We start from the raw sequence: 16349 nt of genomic DNA on the forward strand, positions 1-16349 counted from the left end.
CTTCGTCTCAGCAGCTCGGCAGGCACGGCGGGCTCGGCGGGGAGAGAGCACGTGCCGCCACGGGCCGTTCTCCAAGAATCCAGCGGCACAGGACTGCCGTTCGAGTCGTGATCAACAATGCGTGATACTACAGGGATACCAGGGCAATACCAATAACTTTCGTTTTATCTTTGGCACGCTCGCCCGACACCTCGACCTTTGCAAGTGCACACGGTGCCTCCACCGCTACTCAGCGCCATGAAAAATCCGAATACCCCACGCCCGGCAAAACTCTTCCGTGGCATTATTGTTGGAACACCGTCGGCCCGACAGGGCTTCCGCGGCCGAGTCGCCCGCCCCCGAGAAGCCGACACACACGAGCGAGCCCAAGGGGGAGGGAATGCGGCCCAGGATCGATCCGCAGGACGTGGACGAATTCGCCGTCACACCTGCCGGCCAGGCCTATGCCCGGACGGCGAAGGAGTCGCTGAACGGGCTCCTCGCGGACAGGCCCGCACCGAACGTCATGCGGACCATCGCCAACCACCCGACGCTGCTGTCCGCGATGCAGCCGCTGATGGCGCACGTGGCCGGCGAGGTCCTCCCGGCGCGCGAGCGCGAACTCGTCATCCTGCGCACGGCATGGCGCTCCCAGGCCCCGTACATCTGGGCCCACCACCACGCCGCGGGACTCTTCGTCGGGCTGAGTGAGACGGAGATCGCCCGGGTCGCCTCGGAGGACACCTCCGAGTGGACGCCCTTCGAGGCCGCCCTCCTGGTGGCCGTCGACGAGCTCCACACCAGGTCCGCGATCTCGGACAGCACCTGGAAGCGACTCGCCGAGCGCTACGACGAGGAGCAGTTCCTCGAACTGCTGGCCCTCGCCGGGACGTACAAGACGCTGGCCTTCATCCTGAATTCCTCCGTCGCCCCGATCGACCCCTGGCTGGAACGCCCGGCGGTGCTGCCCGCGGACCCGGGGCAGATGAAGTCGGGAAGGCATGCGCGCCCGCAGGGGTCGCGTCCGCCGACGCGGGGTACCGAGGCGTGGAACCGGCGCATCGTGCTGCAGAACGGGGCGGGGCTCTCCCTGCTGACACCGACGGCGGCCCACCCCGAACCGCCTCTGCGCGAGGTCCTCGTCCGCTACCCGGACCTGCTGTCCACGGCCGCGAACGCGCACGACGCCGGCTCGCGGCTGCTGCTGATCCGCAGGAATCCCGCGGACGTCATGCCGGACACGGACGGCTACTCCTTCAGCGCCACCCATCTGTTCGCCGACGCCAAAGGCGTGCCGACCATCGTCGAAGTGGTGGAGCCGCACGACTCGTGGAATGCGAACGATGCCCTCGGCAAAACACTCGACTACGCGGGCAGCGGGGCGCGGCACTGGCCGCTGCACATACTTCAGCGGTCACTCGACTACACGGCACATCTGTACAGCAGCACCGAAGAGGATTTGCTACTGCGAATAGATTGCCCGATCGACAAGAGCTCGTTTCTGCGCAGCCTCGAAGCAAATCTTGCCGTCGGCAGACTCCGTATGGCCATCGTGGCCAGTCAATTTCCGCCGGAATTCAACCGGGTAATCGAATTCCTCGGCCAGCAGCTCTACCCCGCCGAGGTGTACGGCGTCGAACTGCGCCGCTACTCCGACGGGGCCCACGCCGCGTACGTGCCGAGGGTGGTCGGCTGAGCGCGGCCCTCGCGGTGGGCGGAGGAGGAGGCCCGGCAGCCCCCGGGCCGACCCCGGCCGGGCTGTTCACTCCCGCGTTCGCCGCTTCTTCCGGATCAGCGTGATGCCGTCCGCCATGGGGACCAGGGACATCTCCACCCGCGGGTCGTCGCGTACCAGCGTGTTGAACGCGCGGATCGCGGTGGTGTCCGGGTCCTGGGCATCGGGGTCCGCGACCTTGCCGAAGAACAGGGTGTTGTCGACCACGATCAGGCCGTGGTCGCCGACGAGGGTCAGCGCCGACTCGTAGTAGCCCGGGTAGCGCTGCTTGTCGGCATCGATGAAGACGAAGTCGAACGTGCCGGGGCCCTCGTCCGCGACGAGGGACTTGAGGGTGTCCGTCGCGTCACCGACGCGCAGGTCGATCTGCCCGTCGACGCCCGCCTTGGTCCAGTACTCGGCGCCGATCTGCGGCCAGCGCTCGGTGATGTCGCAGGTGACCAGCCGTCCGCCGGGCGCGAGCGCGCGGGCCAGGCACAGGGTGCTGTACCCGGTGTACGTACCGATCTCGAGGATCCTGCGGGCCGGGGTGAGACCGGCCAGCAGTGTCAGCAACTGCCCCTCCTCGGGCATCACCTGCAACGCGCTGCCCGCGGGGAGTTCCGACGTCGTCTCGCGCAGCTGCCGCAGGACCTCGTCCTCGCGCAGGGAGGACTTCCGGATGTACTCCGAGAGCCCGGCCGGGAGGCCTAGCTGGTTCGCCATGCGTCATCCATCTTCTCTGATCGGACCGGTCGAGGGCGTGCCCGCGCTCAGGCGCCCTGAAGGCTGACGGTGTGCAGCTTCATCGTGGGCGGCGGGGCGCAGGGCGCCGGAAGCAGATGCAGCCGCTGGATGTCTTGTTGAGCGGGCGCGGGCAGCCCGGCCCGGCAGTCGCAGGACTCGTCGGTGAAGCCGGCGAGGCGGTAGGCGATCTCCATCATCCGGTTGCGCTCGGTGCGCCGGAAGTCGGCCACCAGGTGGACGCCCGCGTGGGCGGCCTGGTCGCCGAGCCAGCCGAGGATCACCGAACCGGCGCCGAACGACACCACGCGGCACGACGTGGCCAGCAGCTTCAGATTCCAGACGCCCGCGTGCTTCGCCAGCAGTTGGAGGCCGACCGCGCCGTGCGGCCCGAACCGGTCGGTGAGTGTGGTCACCAGGACCTCGTGGTATGGATCGGCCAGCAGGGTGCGCAGATCGGAGATGGAGTAGTGCACTCCCGTGGCGTTCATCTGGCTGGTGCGCAGCGTCAGTTCCTCCACGCGGGACAACTCATCCTCGGTGGCGCGTCCGATGCGCATCTCCAGTTCCAGGGAACGCAGGAAGTCGTCGCTCGGCCCCTGGAACTCCGCCTCGGCCGACTTCCGCAGGAATCCGGCCTGGTACATCTGCCGACGGCGGCGCGAGTCCACCGTCACCGTCGCCGGGCTGAACTCCGGCAGTGCGGCGAGCTCTGGCAACCGCTCGGCGTCGTAGCAGCGGACCTGCGGCAGATGGAACTCGACTTCTGCCCGCTCCGCCGGCTGGTCGTCGACGAAGGCGATGGTGTCGAGCGCGAAGTTGAGCTCGTCGGCGATCTCCCGCACCGAGTCCGACTTCGGGCCCCAGCCGATGCGCGGCAGGACGAAGTACTCGGCGACGCCCAGCGCCTCCAGTTGCTTCCATGCCTGGTCGTGGTCGTTCTTGCTGGCGACCGACTGGAGGATGCCGCGGCTGTCCAGCTCGGTGATGAGCTCGCTGACGGAGTCGGCGAGCTTCACGTCGCCGTCCTCCAGCAGGGTGCCCTGCCAGAGGGTGTTGTCGAGGTCCCAGACCAGGCACTTCACGATCGCGGTCGGTTCAGCCACCGATTCTCCTTGGCTCATGTCGCCGTCTCATCTCGCCGTGATGGACACCGCGTGGTCGGAAAGGATCAGCTGGCAGATCTCCGTACTGCCCTCGATGAGCTCCATGAGTTTCGCGTCGCGGTAAGCGCGCTCGACCGCGTGGCCCTCGTGCGCGGCCGCCGAACCCAGGACCTGCACGGCCGCGGCTGCGCCCTGCGCGGCCTGGACGGCGCTCACCTGCTTGGCGAGGACGGAGGCGACGACCATGTCGGGAGAGCCGCTGTCCCAGCACCGGCTGGCGTGTTCGCACATCCGGGTGGCGATCTGCTCACCGGTCAGCAGGTTCGCCAAGTGGCGGCCTACGAGCTGGTGTTGGGCGAGCGGTTTGCCGAACTGCCGCCGCGACCGGGCGTGTTGACGGGCGGCGTCGAGGCAGGCCCGGAGGATGCCCACGCAGCCCCAGGCGACCGAGATCCGCCCGTACGCAAGCGCGGTCGTCACCAGGAGCATCAACGGCTGCCCGCCGCCGAGTACCGCGCTGGCCGGCAGCCGCACGTCGTCGAGTCCTACGTCCGCGTGGCCCGCCGCCCGACAGCCGGACGGCCGCGGGACCCTGGTCACGGTGACGCCCGGAGCCGACGCCGGCACCACGACAGCGGCTGCCCCGGAACCGTAGCGCCCGACGACGAGGATCATGTCGGCGTATTGGGCCGCGGTCGTCCAGACCTTCTGTCCGCGGACGACGACGGCGTCACCGTCGGGTTCGATGGTGGTGGTCATCGCCGACAGATCGCTGCCCGCCTCCGGCTCGCTGAACGCGACGGCGGCAAGTTGGCCACCGGCCAGTTTCGGCAGGTACTCCGCGTGCTGCTGCGGATTGCCCAGGCGCTGGGTCGTCCACGCGGCCATGCCCTGAGAGGTCATCACGCTCCGCAGCGAGCTGCACCGGCTGCCGACGTACGCGGTGAACTCACCGTTCGCCGCGCTGCTCACCCCGAGTCCGCCAGAGGCCTGCGGCACCTCCGCGCACAGCAGGCCGCGGGACGCCAGTGTGCGCAGCGCGTCGTCGGGAATCAGACCGGCCCGGTCCCACTCGGCGGCCCGGTCACCGATCAGATCGTCGACGAACTCACGGGCGTCTGCGAGCGGTTCAGGCATCGGCGGCCTGCTCGGCACCGTTCAGTCGCAGCACGAGAGCGGTCATGGCCTGGACGGAACGGAAGTTGTCCCGCTTGAGGTCGTCCCCCAGGATCTGCACGGAGAACGCCTGCTCCAGGTGGACGACGAGCTCCATGGCGAACAGCGAGGACACCAGCCCGGACTCGAAGAGGTCCTGGTCGGCGGGGACGTCCGCGCCGACCCGCTTCGAGACGAACGCCGTGATCGCCTGCCCGATCTCCTCAGCGGTGGTTACCAGGTCCTGGCTCACGAAAGCACCTCTCCGTAGTCATAGAAACCGCGCCCCGTCTTGCGCCCCAGATCACCGCGGCGCACCTTCTCCATGAGGAGTTCGCAGGGCTCGAAGGTGGAATTTCCGGTCCGCTCGGCGAGAATCCGAAGAGCGTCCGCGAGGTTGTCGAGTCCGATCAGATCGGCGGTGCGCAGCGGACCGGTCGGATGACCGAGGCATCCGTGCATCAGCCGGTCCACGGATTCGACGCTCGCGGTGCCCTCGGCCACGATTCTGGCCGCTTCGTTGATCATAGGATGCAGCAGCCTGCTGGTGACGAATCCCGGCGCGTCGCGAACGACGACTGCTTTCCTCCCCAGCCGCTCGAGAAAGGAAAGGGTGGCGGCCATGGCGTCGTCGCCGGTCTGCGGGCCGCGGATCACCTCGACCATCTCGATGAGGTAGGCCGGATTCATGAAGTGCACCCCGGCCAGTTCCGCGGGTCGTTGCACCGACTTCGCGAGTTCGGCGATGGGGATACCGGACGTGTTGGTGATCAGCGGGACGCCGGCGCGAACCGTGCCGGAGATCTCCGCCATGACCTGCGCCTTGAGCGAGGCGTCCTCGGTAATCGCCTCGACCACCAAGGCGGCATCCGCCGCGTCCCCGCTCGACAGCGTTGTCGTCAACGTTCCGGGGGTCCGTCCGGCCGGGAAGGCGCCCATGAGTTGCCCGTGTCGCGTTTGCTGCGTGATTTCCGCCCGGGCGTCCTGCAGTACATCGTCAGAGACGTCAACCAGTACGACGTCCACCCCGCGGCCCAGCGCCAGTGCGGTGATGCTGCGGCCCATGACCCCTGCACCGAACACAGCAATCGAATCCGATTGCATATTCGCTAACACCTGCCACCAATCTTCATTTGCTTGAGCACGCCCTGACGCGAGCACGGCGCGGACGGCCACAGCCTCCGGTCTCACAACCCTGGCAGGAAAGCCTTTTCAGATCCTCGACGCGAGGGACCGGTAGCCGTCGATCGAATTGGTCGACTTCTCCCGAAAAATTGTGGGCGACGGTCCTCTTCGAGCCAACCCCTAGCCGCCCCAGTGGCAATCGGGGTGACCGCCCGTCACCCCCCTGCGCCTGTACGGTAATTCATCCGCCCAGGTCAGGGCCTGATCACCGGCTTCCTCCCGTGCCCGCGCTCCTCCGCCGACTTCACCGGACAGGCCTTCAGCCCCACCATGATTCTCTCGTGCTACTTCGCCTGGTCCACCTCGCCGCGGCCAACGCCTTCGCGCTGCTTCGGCTCCTGCCGATGAGCGGCAGTGGCGCAGAGGGCTGTCCGTCGCAAGTCCGGCGCGATGTGATGGGCAAGAGCCTCACTGCCATCGTCCGCTCTGCCCACGCGTCCTCCACGGCGACGCCCACCGGCAGGCCACACGGCCACGCCCCCCGAACAGTTGGGCGGACCGATGGCCTTGCGATTTCAGGGGTACTAGCCTCGCCAGGAAGCCGTGCGCACTGGAGGGGGCAGCGTGAGATGTCGTGCCGCTGTGATCAGCCTCATCGCCGCCGCCCTGCTCGGCGCCTGCGCCGGCCCCGGACACGCGGGGCCACTGCCGGCACGCCGATCGAGTCGGCCCACACCACAGCCGACCGGGCGCCCGCACTGGCATCTTGCCTTCACTGACACGTTCAACACACCGGTGCCCGAAGGTGCCTTCTCGGACTGCAAGCACCACGTCGACACCCCGGCGGCGTACTGCGGCGGCCTGCCGACGGCCGTGGCCACCAAGTGGTGGGCGTATCCGGCAGGCTGGCCGGACACCGCGACACAACGCCACTACGCGGTCGGCGGATACTACGACCCGGCCACCACGCTCTGGATATCAGGCGGCCAACTCCACATCCGCATGTGGCGCGGAGCCACCGGTCCGGTTCACTCGGCGACCATCGTGCCGAAACGGCTCATGGGACTGCGGTACGGCGCGTACGAGGAGAGGTGGCGGGTCTCCCACATCGCCGCGGGGTACAAGAGCGCGCACCTGCTCTCGCCGACCGACAACGACAGGTGCCCCAACTGCGAGGTCGACTTCCCCGAGGGAGAGTGGACGGGCGGAATCTACGCGTACGCCCACCACATGAACGCGGCCGACGGCGAACAGGACGGCTTCGGCATCCACGCGACCTGGGGTCAGTGGCACACTTCGCGGATCGAGTGGACTCCCGGCGACCTGCGGTTCTACCTCGACGGCAGATTGGTCGGCGAGTCCCGCACCGCGGTTCCCGACACGCCCGCGGACTGGGACATCCAGAACGAGTCCGCGCTGAACGGCCGGTCCCCCGCCCCCAGCTCATGGGCCCAGATGGACATCGCCCGGGTGCGCGGTTGGTCCTGGGACTGACGAGCCCGGTCCGTCGGCGCGCCCGTCCACCCGCAACTCCCCGCTGTCGCCACCGCGGTGGCGGAGACCGACCCGGTGGAGAGCCTCCCCGCTTCCCCCAAGCCCCGCGACCAGACACGCACGGATGGGCCGAATGGCTCAATTCCAGACCTCACGCGGTCTGGTCACCCTGCCCGAATGGCACCCGATGGAATGGTGAGCCAGGTGATTCGAGCATCTGATGGCGTCCCAGGAGCAGCGCGGTGAGTATCCTCAACGAACCCCAGGGTGGCGCCGTCGGCGGGGCCACCGAGCTGCCGCCGGTACGGCGAAAGCAGCCGGGCAACGAGATCGTGAAGTGGCTGACCACCACCGACCACAAGACGATCGGCACCCTGTACCTGGCGACATCGTTCGGCTTCTTCATCGTCGGCGGCATCATGGCGCTGCTGATGCGCGCCGAGCTGGCCCGCCCCGGACTGCAGATCATGACGACCGAGCAGTTCAACCAGGCGTTCACGATGCACGGCACGATCATGCTGCTGATGTTCGCGACGCCGCTGTTCGCGGGCTTCACCAACTGGATCATGCCGCTGCAGATCGGTGCGCCCGACGTGGCGTTCCCGCGACTGAACATGTTCGCCTACTGGCTGTACCTGTTCGGCTCGCTGATCGCGGTCGGTGGCTTCCTCACTCCGCAGGGCGCGGCGGACTTCGGCTGGTTCGCCTACTCGCCGCTCACCGACGCGGTCCACTCGCCGGGGGTCGGCGGAGACATGTGGATCATGGGTCTGGCCCTATCCGGCTTCGGCACGATCCTCGGTGCGGTCAACTTCATCGCCACGATCATCTGCATGCGCGCTCCGGGCATGACGATGTTCCGGATGCCGATCTTCTGCTGGAACGTGCTGCTGACCGCGGTGCTGGTCATGCTGGCCTTCCCCGTGCTGGCCGCCGCGCTGCTCGTGCTGGAGGCGGACCGCAAGTTCGGAGCGCATGTCTTCGAGCCTGGCAACGGTGGTGCACTGCTGTGGCAGCACCTGTTCTGGTGGTTCGGACATCCCGAGGTCTACATCATCGCGTTGCCGTTCTTCGGCATCGTCACCGAGATCATTCCGGTCTTCGCCCGTAAGCCGGTCTTCGGCTACATCGGCCTGGTGGCCGCGACCATCACCATCGCCGGTCTGTCCATCACGGTGTGGGCGCACCACATGTACGTCACCGGTGGTGTGCTGCTGCCGTTCTTCTCCTTCATGACGTTCCTGATCGCGGTGCCGACCGGTGTGAAGTTCTTCAACTGGATCGGCACGATGTGGAAGGGGTCACTGAGCTTCGAGACACCGATGCTGTGGTCGGCCGGCTTCCTTGTGACGTTCCTCTTCGGTGGTCTGACCGGTGTCATCCTGGCCGCGCCGCCGCTGGACTTCCACGTCTCCGACTCGTACTTCGTCGTGGCGCACTTCCACTACGTGGTGTTCGGCACCGTGGTCTTCGCGATGTTCGCCGGATTCTACTTCTGGTGGCCCAAGTTCACCGGGAAAATGCTCGACGAACGCTTGGGCAAGTTCCACTTCTGGACCTTGTTCATCGGCTTCCACACCACCTTCCTCGTCCAGCACTGGCTGGGCGTCGACGGCATGCCACGGCGCTACGCCGACTACCTGGCGGCCGACGGCTTCACCACGCTCAACACGGTGTCCTCCATCGGCTCCTTCATCCTCGGCGGATCCACGCTTCCGTTCCTGTACAACATCTGGAAGACCGCCAAGTACGGCAAGCCGATCCAGGTTGACGACCCGTGGGGTTTCGGGCGTTCGCTGGAGTGGGCGACCGCCTGCCCGCCGCCGCGGCACAACTTCCTGACGCTACCTCGCATCCGCTCCGAATCTCCGGCCTTCGATCTGCACCACCCCGAGATCCCCGAACGCGAACTGGCTCCTGGCCTCGAACCCGCCCCCATCAGCGGAGAACAGCAGCCCGGAAGTGAACCCGGCGACGGTCAAGAAGGAACCGACAGGTGAGCACCGAAGCCAGCAGGACCAACAGGCGGCCGTCTGAAAGCGACCCGCATCACGGTCTGGACATCACCGAGATCGAGTCGTACCTGTCCCGGCAGGCCGAGATCAGCCAGGCCCAGCACTTCGCCGAGCGATTCGCCGACCGGATGCCATGGCTGACCGCCTCGCAACGACAAGACGTCATCCGCCACTACATCGCGGACAGGCTCCACCTCATGGACCACATCGCCTCGTGCTACCGCCAGCAGCACCATCTCGACGCCCTGCGATTCCGATCGCAGAAGATGCGTCTGATCGCCACGCTGCTAGGTGTGATCACCGTCACCGCGGGCAGCGTGGCGATGCTGGCCGAGATGCTAGCGGCACGACACTGAGCAGCCTGTGGTCGACGACCACCTGTCACTGGGAGATCGCCTACGATCAGTGGATCGACACCAACAACAGCGAGGGCTTCGGCCCGCTGGCACGGCAAGCGCTCGCCGAAGTACGCGCGGCCGGAGCCGTGCGCTAAGCGTGCCGCATCAGGCAACGAAGTAGCGCAGGGCGGTGAACTGGGCCTCGATCCGGTTGAGCCAGGAGCTGTTGGTCGGGGTGTAGGCGAGCTCGACGTTGTCCGCAGCGGCCCGGGTTCCGACCCGCTGGCACCGCTTCGTCGTCAGGTGCGGCGAGTGGTTGTCGCAGACGATCGCCATGCGCACATCCAACGGATGCAGTGAGCGCCTGAACGTCTGACGGCCCGACATGGCAGACGCCATGTCGGGCCGTCCAACGTTCACCAGGTGAACGAGTGAGTTCGAGTCACCTTTCGCGGTCGTGAGGTGACCTGGCTGGATCCCTTACAGCGTGCCCGACTCCTTGATGGCGATCTTGGCGCTGGTGGCGCCGTTGCGGGAGCCGAGGGACTCGATCTTCTTGACGATGTCCATGCCCTCGACGACCTCGCCGAAGACGACGTGCTTGCCGTCCAGCCAGTCGGTGACGATGGTCGTGATGAAGAACTGCGAGCCGTTGGTGTTGCGGCCCGCGTTGGCCATGCTGAGCAGGCCCGGACGGTCGTGCTTCAGCTCGAAGTTCTCGTCCTCGAACTTCTCGCCGTAGATGCTCTTGCCACCGGTGCCGTTGTGGTTGGTGAAGTCACCGCCCTGGAGCATGAAGTCCGGGATGACGCGGTGGAACGTCGAGCCCTGGTAGCCGTAGCCGTTCTCGCCCGTGGCCAGCTCGCGGAAGTTCCGGGCGGTCTTCGGCACGACGTCGTCGTACAGCTTGAACACGATCCGGCCCAGCGGCTCGTCGTTCACGGTCACGTCGAAGTAGACGTTGGCTCCGGTCTCGGCCATGCCTGCGCTCCTTCATTCGGATATCGGAAAATCTTCGAGCTGGGAGCTTAACGTCCTGACGTGCGCATTTCGTGACGGGGTTCAGGGTGTCGGCGCGGGCCGATGCCCTGGTGCAGAAGGAGAGGGCCCTCATCACGCCCGACCCCACTGATCCCTCCCCCGCCGGATGGGGACCTGGGCCCCGGTCGCCCCTGCCATACCCGCCTGCCGTGACCGCGGTGACCTGGCCGCGCCGGGCCGACCAGCGCCCGACCACGCTCGCGGGCCCGTAGACCCGCAGCTCGGGGCGGGCGTCAAGGGCCTGGGCGAGCAGGTCCTCGTCAAAATGATCGATGTGCTCGTGGATGATCAGGACGGCTTCAGCTTCGGCCACCGCCGAGGCCGAGTCCGGGGTGGCCGCCCCCGGGTCGATGACGATCCGCCCGCCGTCCTTGATCAGCGAGACGCAGCCGTGAGCATGCTTGATCAGTTGCACTGTCGGCTCCCTATGAGCATCGGCTTCTTCTCGGATCGGGCGTCTCAGGGGGCGACGGACGGGGTGCGCAGCACGCCGATGCCCTCGATCCAGGTCTCGAGGACCTCGCCGGGCGCCAGGAAGCGGACTCGAGCACCACGGCCCCGCCGCCCTCGCCGAGCGAGATGCCCGCCCGTGCTGTGTCGAAGGGCCGTGCGGCCGTGCGGCCGACGGCCCGTACCACGTCCATGCTGGCGTACCCGTAGTGGTTCGAGGCCGTGGCGCCCGCGACGATGGCGACGGGCGCCGCTCCCGCGCGTAGCGCCTCGCGGGCGAAGGAGACGGCGAACAGCGCCGAGGCGCAGGCGTATGTGAGGTGGAGGGACCTGGCGGGCGCGAGCACGCCGACGGGGGCTGGCCCGAGGAACTCCCGCTCATCGGTATCGAGCGGGGTGGCGGGCTCCTGTGCCGGCAGGGGGGCCTGGCCGACCATGACGACCAGGGCGTCGCCCGGTCAACACGACCGCACTCCGCCATCTCGTCGGCGTCCCCGCCCCTTAGGCCACATCAACCCGGACACCACCGACGCCTCGCCACGGTGAGCGCGAAGTGCACCGTACCAACACTCCTCATCGTCACAAGTCGCTGCGACAAGCGCCGTTGACGGTTCGAGAGGACCCGAGAGGCCTCGTGTTCCACGTCGTGAGACGGCCCTGTCGAGCGCCGGGACAGCCGACCTACCGTTCGGTCATGACTGAAGCCGCAGCCGCGTACGAACTCGCCCAGGTCAACATCGCCCGCCTCAAGGCCCCACTGGACTCACCGCAGTTGAAGGACTTCATCGACGCGCTCGACCCCGTGAACGCCGACGCGGACGCCGCCGACGGTTTCGTCTGGCGGCTGCAGGCAGACTCGGGCAACGCGACGGACGTGCCGGTGTTCGGGGACGAGTGGCTGATCGTCAACATGTCGGTGTGGCGTGACGTGGACGCCCTGGCGGCGTACATGTACCAGGGTCGGCACCGAGAGATGCTGGCTCGCCGCAGGGAGTGGTTCGAGCGCCCGCAGGAGGCGGTAACGGCCCTGTGGTGGGTCCCGTCGGGCCACCGCCCGACGGTGGCCGAGGCGGAGTCCCGCCTCCTCCAACTGCGCACCCACGGCCCCACCCCCTACGCCTTCACCCTCCGCACGTCATTCCCCCCGGCCTCAGTGACCCGCTGATCGGCTCGGGCTTGACGGCGGCGGTATTCGGCCGCCCTGGCCATGTAGTTCCTGTGCTCCTGGGCGTGGTCCGGGGGAAGGTGCGGGGCGTCTGGGGACGTGGTGGCGAAGAACCCGCGGAGTGCGTTGTTGGAACCGGTGGCGAGTTCGCCGGACCGGGGGAACATCGTTGCTTCGTAGCGTGTGATGGCCTTGTCGACGGCGTCCTCCTTGGCGATGGCCTGCGCGAGTTCGGCGGCGTCGAGGAGGGCCAGGTTGGTGCCGTGTCCGCCGAAGGGCGCCATCAGGTGGGCGGCGTCGCCAATGAGGGTGACACCGGGGAGGTGGCTCCAGGTCAGGGGGGCGGGCAGGGCCCAGAAGGAGCGGGGTACGTAGTCACTGTCGTTGTCGGTGAGCAGCGGACGCATGGTCGGTGACCAGCCGCCGAACTCCCGCAGGAGAAAGGCGCGGACGGTGTCACGGTCGGCGAGGTCCAGGCCGGCTTCGGTGTGCCATTCGGCTTCGGCGCGGAAGGCGATGTAGCCGCGGACCATGTTGTTGCTGTTGCGCTGGACGATTATCGCGCGGCCGTCGTTGTCGTTGGTGAACATGTGGCCGTCACCGACGAGCGCGGCGATCTCGGGGTGGCGGGTGTCGACATCGTCGAAGCGGACGTCGAGGAAGCAGACCCCGAGGTACTGCGGCACCGCGTCGGTGAGCAGGGGACGGACCTTCGACCACGCTCCGTCGGCCCCGATGACCAAGTCGGCTTGCACGCGGGTGCCGTTGGCGAAGTCCAGGTGGTGTGTCCCGTCACCGGCCGGGATGGCCTGGAGCAGTTTGTGTGCCCAGCGGACGGTGTCGGGCTTGAGGTGTTCGAAGAGCATGGTGCGCAGTTGGCCGCGGTCGATCTCGGGGGCTGCCGTGTCGCCCTCGGCCGGGATGTATTCGGCCAGGACGGTGCCGTGGTGGTCCCGGCGGGTCTTTGCCTGGCCTTCGATGCGGGCCAGCGCCATGAAGGCGTCCATCAGGCCGGCGTCCTCCAGGGCGATCTGGCCGGCGTCGACGTGCAGGTCCAGTGTGCCTCCCGGGTCTCGGGAGTCTACGGCGGCGTCGGCGTCGTAGACGGTTGGCTCGATGCCGTGCTGTTGCAGGATGCGGGCGCACATCAGTCCGGCGGGTCCGCCGCCGATGATCGCGATGCGGGGTGTGGTGGTCACGGGTGGAATCCCTCTTCTGTAGGGAGTGGTCGTCCGCCGCGGTGGTGCCGGTGCACGCTGTCGTCCAGCGGCCTCGCTGCGCGGTCGTCGGGGTGGGAACGTGCCGTGAGGTGTGGCGGATTGGTGAGGAACGCGGTGCTCGGGTGATGGCAGGCGGCAGCCGTCGCCGCCCGGCGGATCATCCTCCGGTCGACCTCGGCTGGGCGGCCGGATGCCCACACCATAAGTGGAGTCGATTAAAAAGTGCAATCGATAAACTTAGGGATCGGATGTACTAGTGTAGTGATGTGATCGAGAGGGGGCGCTGAGCGCCAGAAGGCCGCGACCCGCCAGGCGTTGGCGGACGCAGCATTGCGCTGTTCCTGGAGCGCGACTACGACGCGGTCGGCGTGCCGGACACCGGAACGCTGGCGGGGACCGGAACCTCTCCCCGACGGTCCATCCGCGCACGGCCACCCACGCAAGCGGGACTACTGAGGTTTTCGGTTCGGGGTGACGTCATGGCGGGGCTGGGGTGAGTCCGGTCTCTGCGATGAATCCGTCAAGCAGGCCGGGCTGGTACTGCATCCGTTTCAGGCGGGTGCGGGCCAGCGCGGCGAGTTCGTCGAGGCTGCACGGGGCCAGGTTGCCCAGGCTGTGCTTCAGATGGCTCCACACGCCCTCGGCCGGGTTGAGGTCGGGCGTGTACGAGGGAAAGCGGAAGACGGTCAGCCAGCTGCGCGCGGCGATCAGCTCACGCATCGCGGCATCGACATGATGGGTGTAGTTGTCCCACACCAGCACGATGGGGCCTCCGAGCTGCTGGTGAACCGCGTCCAGCAAGACGGCGAAGTCCTTCTCCCGAAAACCCTTCCGCTCGCCCTTACGGCCATGGTGCACCAGCATCCGGAAGATGAGCCGGGTGCGATGACCGCGCCTGCGACACACCACGCCGACGAGCGAGATACGCCCCGAGCCCGAGCCCCGGACGGAGACGCGAGGCGTGTGACCACGCCGGGACCAGGTCCGTGCCTTCGGCGGCCGGAGCACCTGGCCCGACTCGTCAGCGAAGCACAGCCACGCATCCTGGTCCCTCACCGTCTTTCCACGCGCGGCCAGGTCTCCTTGAGCCAGGTGGCCACCGCATCCTCGTCGCGTTCGGCGGCCCGGCGCTGAGGTACCTGCACGGTAAAGCCCATCTGGTGCAGGATGCGCCAGGTCTGCGCGGTGCTGAAGCGGACATGGAAGCGCCGCGCGATCATCGTGGCCACCCGGGCCAGGGTCCATCGCTGGTCCTCCACCCAGCCGTGCGCGGCCGGACCCTTCTCCAGCTCGGCAGCCAGCCAGGTCCGCCAGTGCGGCCGCATACGCGAAGGCCGCCCCGACGGCCCCTTGGACCGCAGAGCCTGCACCCCGCCCTCCCGCCAACGCGCATGCCAGGCATACGCGGACTTGCGGGAGACCCGTAATCGCCGCGCGACCTGCGGCGGCGTCACCCCTTGCGCGAATAACTCGGCGGCCTCGAACCGTACTTGCTCCCGCACAGCCCGCTGCTTCGCGGTCAGACCGCCTCCATCGGGATACCGCATAACACCGGCATACACCCACCAGCGAGATCACCATCACCCCGAACCGAAAACCTCAGTAGCGGCACAAGCCCGGCTAGCGGCACCCGGCCAGCCGAAACCCCCAACATGGGCGGTGCTGCGCGAGAACGGCTACGCCGGATTCACTCTCGAAACCGTGGCAAGCCGGGCCAGCACCAGCCGTCCGGTCATCGCCCGCCCTTGGGCGAACCGGCACGAGCTGCTGCACGCGACCATCGCCCACGTCGGCGCCAGGCGAGAAGATCCGGCGCCGGACACCAAAAGCGTGCGCGGCGATCTCATCGCCCTGCTGCGCAGGGCCAACGGCGCCTGGCTAGACCTCGCGACCATGGTGGGCGTGCAGCTCGGCGGCTACTACCAGGAGACCGGCAAGACCCTGGCCGACTTGCGCGAAGTCCTGATCGGCGGGCACGAGCTGCTGCGATCAGTCGCGGCATCCGTAGATTGTGATCTTTGCGTCGGTGGCCAGGTGGTGGCAGCCATACCCATGCCCACGACCACTCCATCCCACTGACCGGCGACGGCACGCCACAGATCACGATCTACAGCTGCCGTGCGCAATTCCTGCCAGCCGGGCGCGGGTTCGCGTGGGCCACTGGCCGACCTGCCGTCATGCGGCGGGAGTTCGTGACGACGGGTCGGCGGGAGCGCACCCAGCAAACCCTGCGTCAGGTGCGGCTGCAGGCAACGCCAGGCACCGTGCCGCGCCGGTAGGGCAACCTGCTGCGCCACTGACTTGCCGAACGCTCACACCCGAAGCACCTCGCTCATTCCGCGATCATTTCGCGAACGTGCGTCCTCTTGGCCGACTCCGCGTCACCTCGCTCCCGTCGCTGACCCGAAACTCTCGCAGTCGCGTCGGATCTGGCACCCGACGACGGAGGAGGGGCCCCCGGCGTGGAGCGCGTGGCGCGATAAGGCACCCACATTGATCCGTCCGGGTGAATTCGGGGAATCTGTCTGGGGCGAGGCCCCTATTCGGGGCAATCTGGTCGTCCGCGCTGACGGGCCGCCCATACCTCCGCACGGAATCGGATCAGTCATACCCACCGATCCCGGCGACAGGTCCGCGCATCCCATGCGTGAGTGGTGGCGATGTCCTGCCGGGATGTTCTCCCGCAGGAGGCATGCCATGTGCCAAACTCCCGGTCCGGCGGACCGCCCTCCCACCATGGCAGGCGGAGATTGCGCCCCTGCCAAGGCCGCTACGCCGCCGAAGCGCGCGACATCCGGTGCCA

General features: G+C 67.7%; 15 protein-coding genes and 2 pseudogenes. 6 read left to right on the forward strand and 11 right to left on the reverse strand.

Going from position 1 to position 16349, the window contains the following annotated elements:
- Positions 1-379 precede the first annotated feature (379 nt).
- Positions 380-1675 (forward strand): carboxymuconolactone decarboxylase family protein, encoded by a 1296-nt coding sequence (locus P3G67_RS15660; RefSeq protein ID WP_276094038.1) that lies wholly within the window; start codon positions 380-382, stop codon positions 1673-1675.
- Between the two features lie 66 nt (positions 1676-1741).
- Here the strand turns inward: P3G67_RS15660 and P3G67_RS15665 are convergent, their stop codons facing one another.
- The 5 genes from P3G67_RS15665 to P3G67_RS15685 are packed head-to-tail and all read right to left on the reverse strand — an operon-like array spanning position 1742 to position 5802.
- Positions 1742-2419, reverse strand: coding sequence for an O-methyltransferase (locus P3G67_RS15665; protein WP_276094039.1), 678 nt, complete (start codon positions 2417-2419; stop codon positions 1742-1744).
- Positions 2420-2466: 47 nt separating this feature from the next.
- The gene (locus tag P3G67_RS15670) at positions 2467-3543 is read right to left on the reverse strand and encodes an HAD-IIIC family phosphatase (RefSeq protein ID WP_276094040.1); all 1077 of its coding nucleotides are present in this window, start codon (positions 3541-3543) and stop codon (positions 2467-2469) included.
- A gap of 27 nt (positions 3544-3570) precedes the next feature.
- The gene (locus P3G67_RS15675; RefSeq protein ID WP_276094041.1) at positions 3571-4680 is read right to left on the reverse strand and encodes an acyl-CoA dehydrogenase family protein; all 1110 of its coding nucleotides are present in this window, start codon (positions 4678-4680) and stop codon (positions 3571-3573) included.
- Complete coding sequence (locus tag P3G67_RS15680) at positions 4673-4951, reverse strand: phosphopantetheine-binding protein (RefSeq protein WP_391858262.1); 279 nt, start codon at positions 4949-4951, stop codon at positions 4673-4675. Before P3G67_RS15680 ends, P3G67_RS15675 begins: the two co-directional genes overlap by 8 nt.
- On the reverse strand, positions 4948-5802 hold the full coding sequence (locus tag P3G67_RS15685) for a 3-hydroxyacyl-CoA dehydrogenase family protein (protein WP_276094042.1): 855 nt from the start codon (positions 5800-5802) through the stop codon (positions 4948-4950). Before P3G67_RS15685 ends, P3G67_RS15680 begins: the two co-directional genes overlap by 4 nt.
- Positions 5803-6465: 663 nt before the next feature.
- Between P3G67_RS15685 and P3G67_RS15690 the strand changes: the two genes are divergently transcribed.
- The 3 genes from P3G67_RS15690 (at position 6466) to P3G67_RS15700 (ending at position 9688) form a co-directional block, all read left to right on the forward strand.
- On the forward strand, positions 6466-7317 hold the full coding sequence (locus P3G67_RS15690) for a glycoside hydrolase family 16 protein (RefSeq protein WP_276094043.1): 852 nt from the start codon (positions 6466-6468) through the stop codon (positions 7315-7317).
- Positions 7318-7559: 242 nt separating this feature from the next.
- The gene (gene ctaD / locus P3G67_RS15695; protein ID WP_276094044.1) at positions 7560-9317 is read left to right on the forward strand and encodes an aa3-type cytochrome oxidase subunit I; all 1758 of its coding nucleotides are present in this window, start codon (positions 7560-7562) and stop codon (positions 9315-9317) included.
- Positions 9314-9688 carry a hypothetical protein gene (locus tag P3G67_RS15700; RefSeq protein WP_276094045.1) on the forward strand — a complete coding sequence of 125 codons (375 nt, stop codon included), beginning with the start codon at positions 9314-9316 and terminating at the stop codon, positions 9686-9688. The genes ctaD and P3G67_RS15700 overlap by 4 nt, the downstream gene beginning before the upstream one ends.
- 156 nt (positions 9689-9844) lie before the next feature.
- On the opposite strand, the pseudogene P3G67_RS15705 reads toward P3G67_RS15700, so the two are convergent.
- From P3G67_RS15705 to P3G67_RS15720, 4 genes and pseudogenes are all read right to left on the reverse strand, one after another.
- Positions 9845-10039 (reverse strand): annotated as a pseudogene (locus P3G67_RS15705) (transposase); the annotation flags it as partial.
- Between the two features lie 111 nt (positions 10040-10150).
- On the reverse strand, positions 10151-10651 hold the full coding sequence (locus P3G67_RS15710) for a peptidylprolyl isomerase (protein ID WP_276094046.1): 501 nt from the start codon (positions 10649-10651) through the stop codon (positions 10151-10153).
- A 274-nt stretch (positions 10652-10925) separates the two neighbouring features.
- Positions 10926-11126: pseudogene (locus P3G67_RS15715) on the reverse strand (MBL fold metallo-hydrolase); the annotation flags it as partial.
- A gap of 10 nt (positions 11127-11136) precedes the next feature.
- Positions 11137-11598 carry a beta-ketoacyl synthase N-terminal-like domain-containing protein gene (locus P3G67_RS15720; RefSeq protein WP_276094047.1) on the reverse strand — a complete coding sequence of 154 codons (462 nt, stop codon included), beginning with the start codon at positions 11596-11598 and terminating at the stop codon, positions 11137-11139.
- Between the two features lie 257 nt (positions 11599-11855).
- Between P3G67_RS15720 and P3G67_RS15725 the strand changes: the two genes are divergently transcribed.
- The gene (locus P3G67_RS15725; protein WP_391858263.1) at positions 11856-12326 is read left to right on the forward strand and encodes a DUF3291 domain-containing protein; all 471 of its coding nucleotides are present in this window, start codon (positions 11856-11858) and stop codon (positions 12324-12326) included.
- Here P3G67_RS15725 and P3G67_RS15730 read toward each other — a convergent pair.
- Together P3G67_RS15730 and P3G67_RS36325 are read right to left on the reverse strand one after the other, a co-directional pair.
- On the reverse strand, positions 12275-13525 hold the full coding sequence (locus P3G67_RS15730; RefSeq protein ID WP_391858264.1) for an FAD-dependent oxidoreductase: 1251 nt from the start codon (positions 13523-13525) through the stop codon (positions 12275-12277). The two genes, P3G67_RS15725 and P3G67_RS15730, sit on opposite strands and share 52 nt — an antisense overlap.
- A 498-nt stretch (positions 13526-14023) precedes the next feature.
- Positions 14024-15093, reverse strand: a protein-coding gene (locus P3G67_RS36325; RefSeq protein WP_449343252.1) for an IS630 family transposase whose coding sequence is annotated in 2 segments (ribosomal slippage) — positions 14024-14607 and positions 14607-15093 — 1071 coding nt in all. Because the reading frame shifts where the segments join, the coding sequence is not laid out codon by codon here.
- Positions 15094-15205: 112 nt separating this feature from the next.
- Here P3G67_RS36325 and P3G67_RS15745 point away from each other — a divergent pair.
- Positions 15206-15625, forward strand: a complete 420-nt coding sequence (locus tag P3G67_RS15745) for a TetR/AcrR family transcriptional regulator (RefSeq protein WP_276094050.1) — start codon at positions 15206-15208, stop codon at positions 15623-15625.
- The last annotated feature ends 724 nt before the right edge of the window (positions 15626-16349 follow it).

Origin of the sequence: Streptomyces silvisoli, from assembly GCF_029269905.1 — a bacterium.
GTDB lineage: Bacteria > Actinomycetota > Actinomycetes > Streptomycetales > Streptomycetaceae > Streptantibioticus_A > Streptantibioticus_A silvisoli_A.

Bases quoted from the DNA above. Each gene is read 5' to 3' on its own strand.
- P3G67_RS15660 (WP_276094038.1), top strand. From the start codon at position 380: ATGCGGCCCAGGATCGATCCGCAGGACGTGGACGAATTCGCCGTCACA.
- P3G67_RS15665 (WP_276094039.1), bottom strand. From the start codon at position 2,419: ATGGCGAACCAGCTAGGCCTCCCGGCCGGGCTCTCGGAGTACATCCGG.
- P3G67_RS15675 (WP_276094041.1), bottom strand. From the start codon at position 4,680: ATGCCTGAACCGCTCGCAGACGCCCGTGAGTTCGTCGACGATCTGATC.
- P3G67_RS15685 (WP_276094042.1), bottom strand. From the start codon at position 5,802: ATGCAATCGGATTCGATTGCTGTGTTCGGTGCAGGGGTCATGGGCCGC.
- P3G67_RS15710 (WP_276094046.1), bottom strand. From the start codon at position 10,651: ATGGCCGAGACCGGAGCCAACGTCTACTTCGACGTGACCGTGAACGAC.
- P3G67_RS15720 (WP_276094047.1), bottom strand. From the start codon at position 11,598: ATGGTCGGCCAGGCCCCCCTGCCGGCACAGGAGCCCGCCACCCCGCTC.
- P3G67_RS15725 (WP_391858263.1), top strand. From the start codon at position 11,856: ATGACTGAAGCCGCAGCCGCGTACGAACTCGCCCAGGTCAACATCGCC.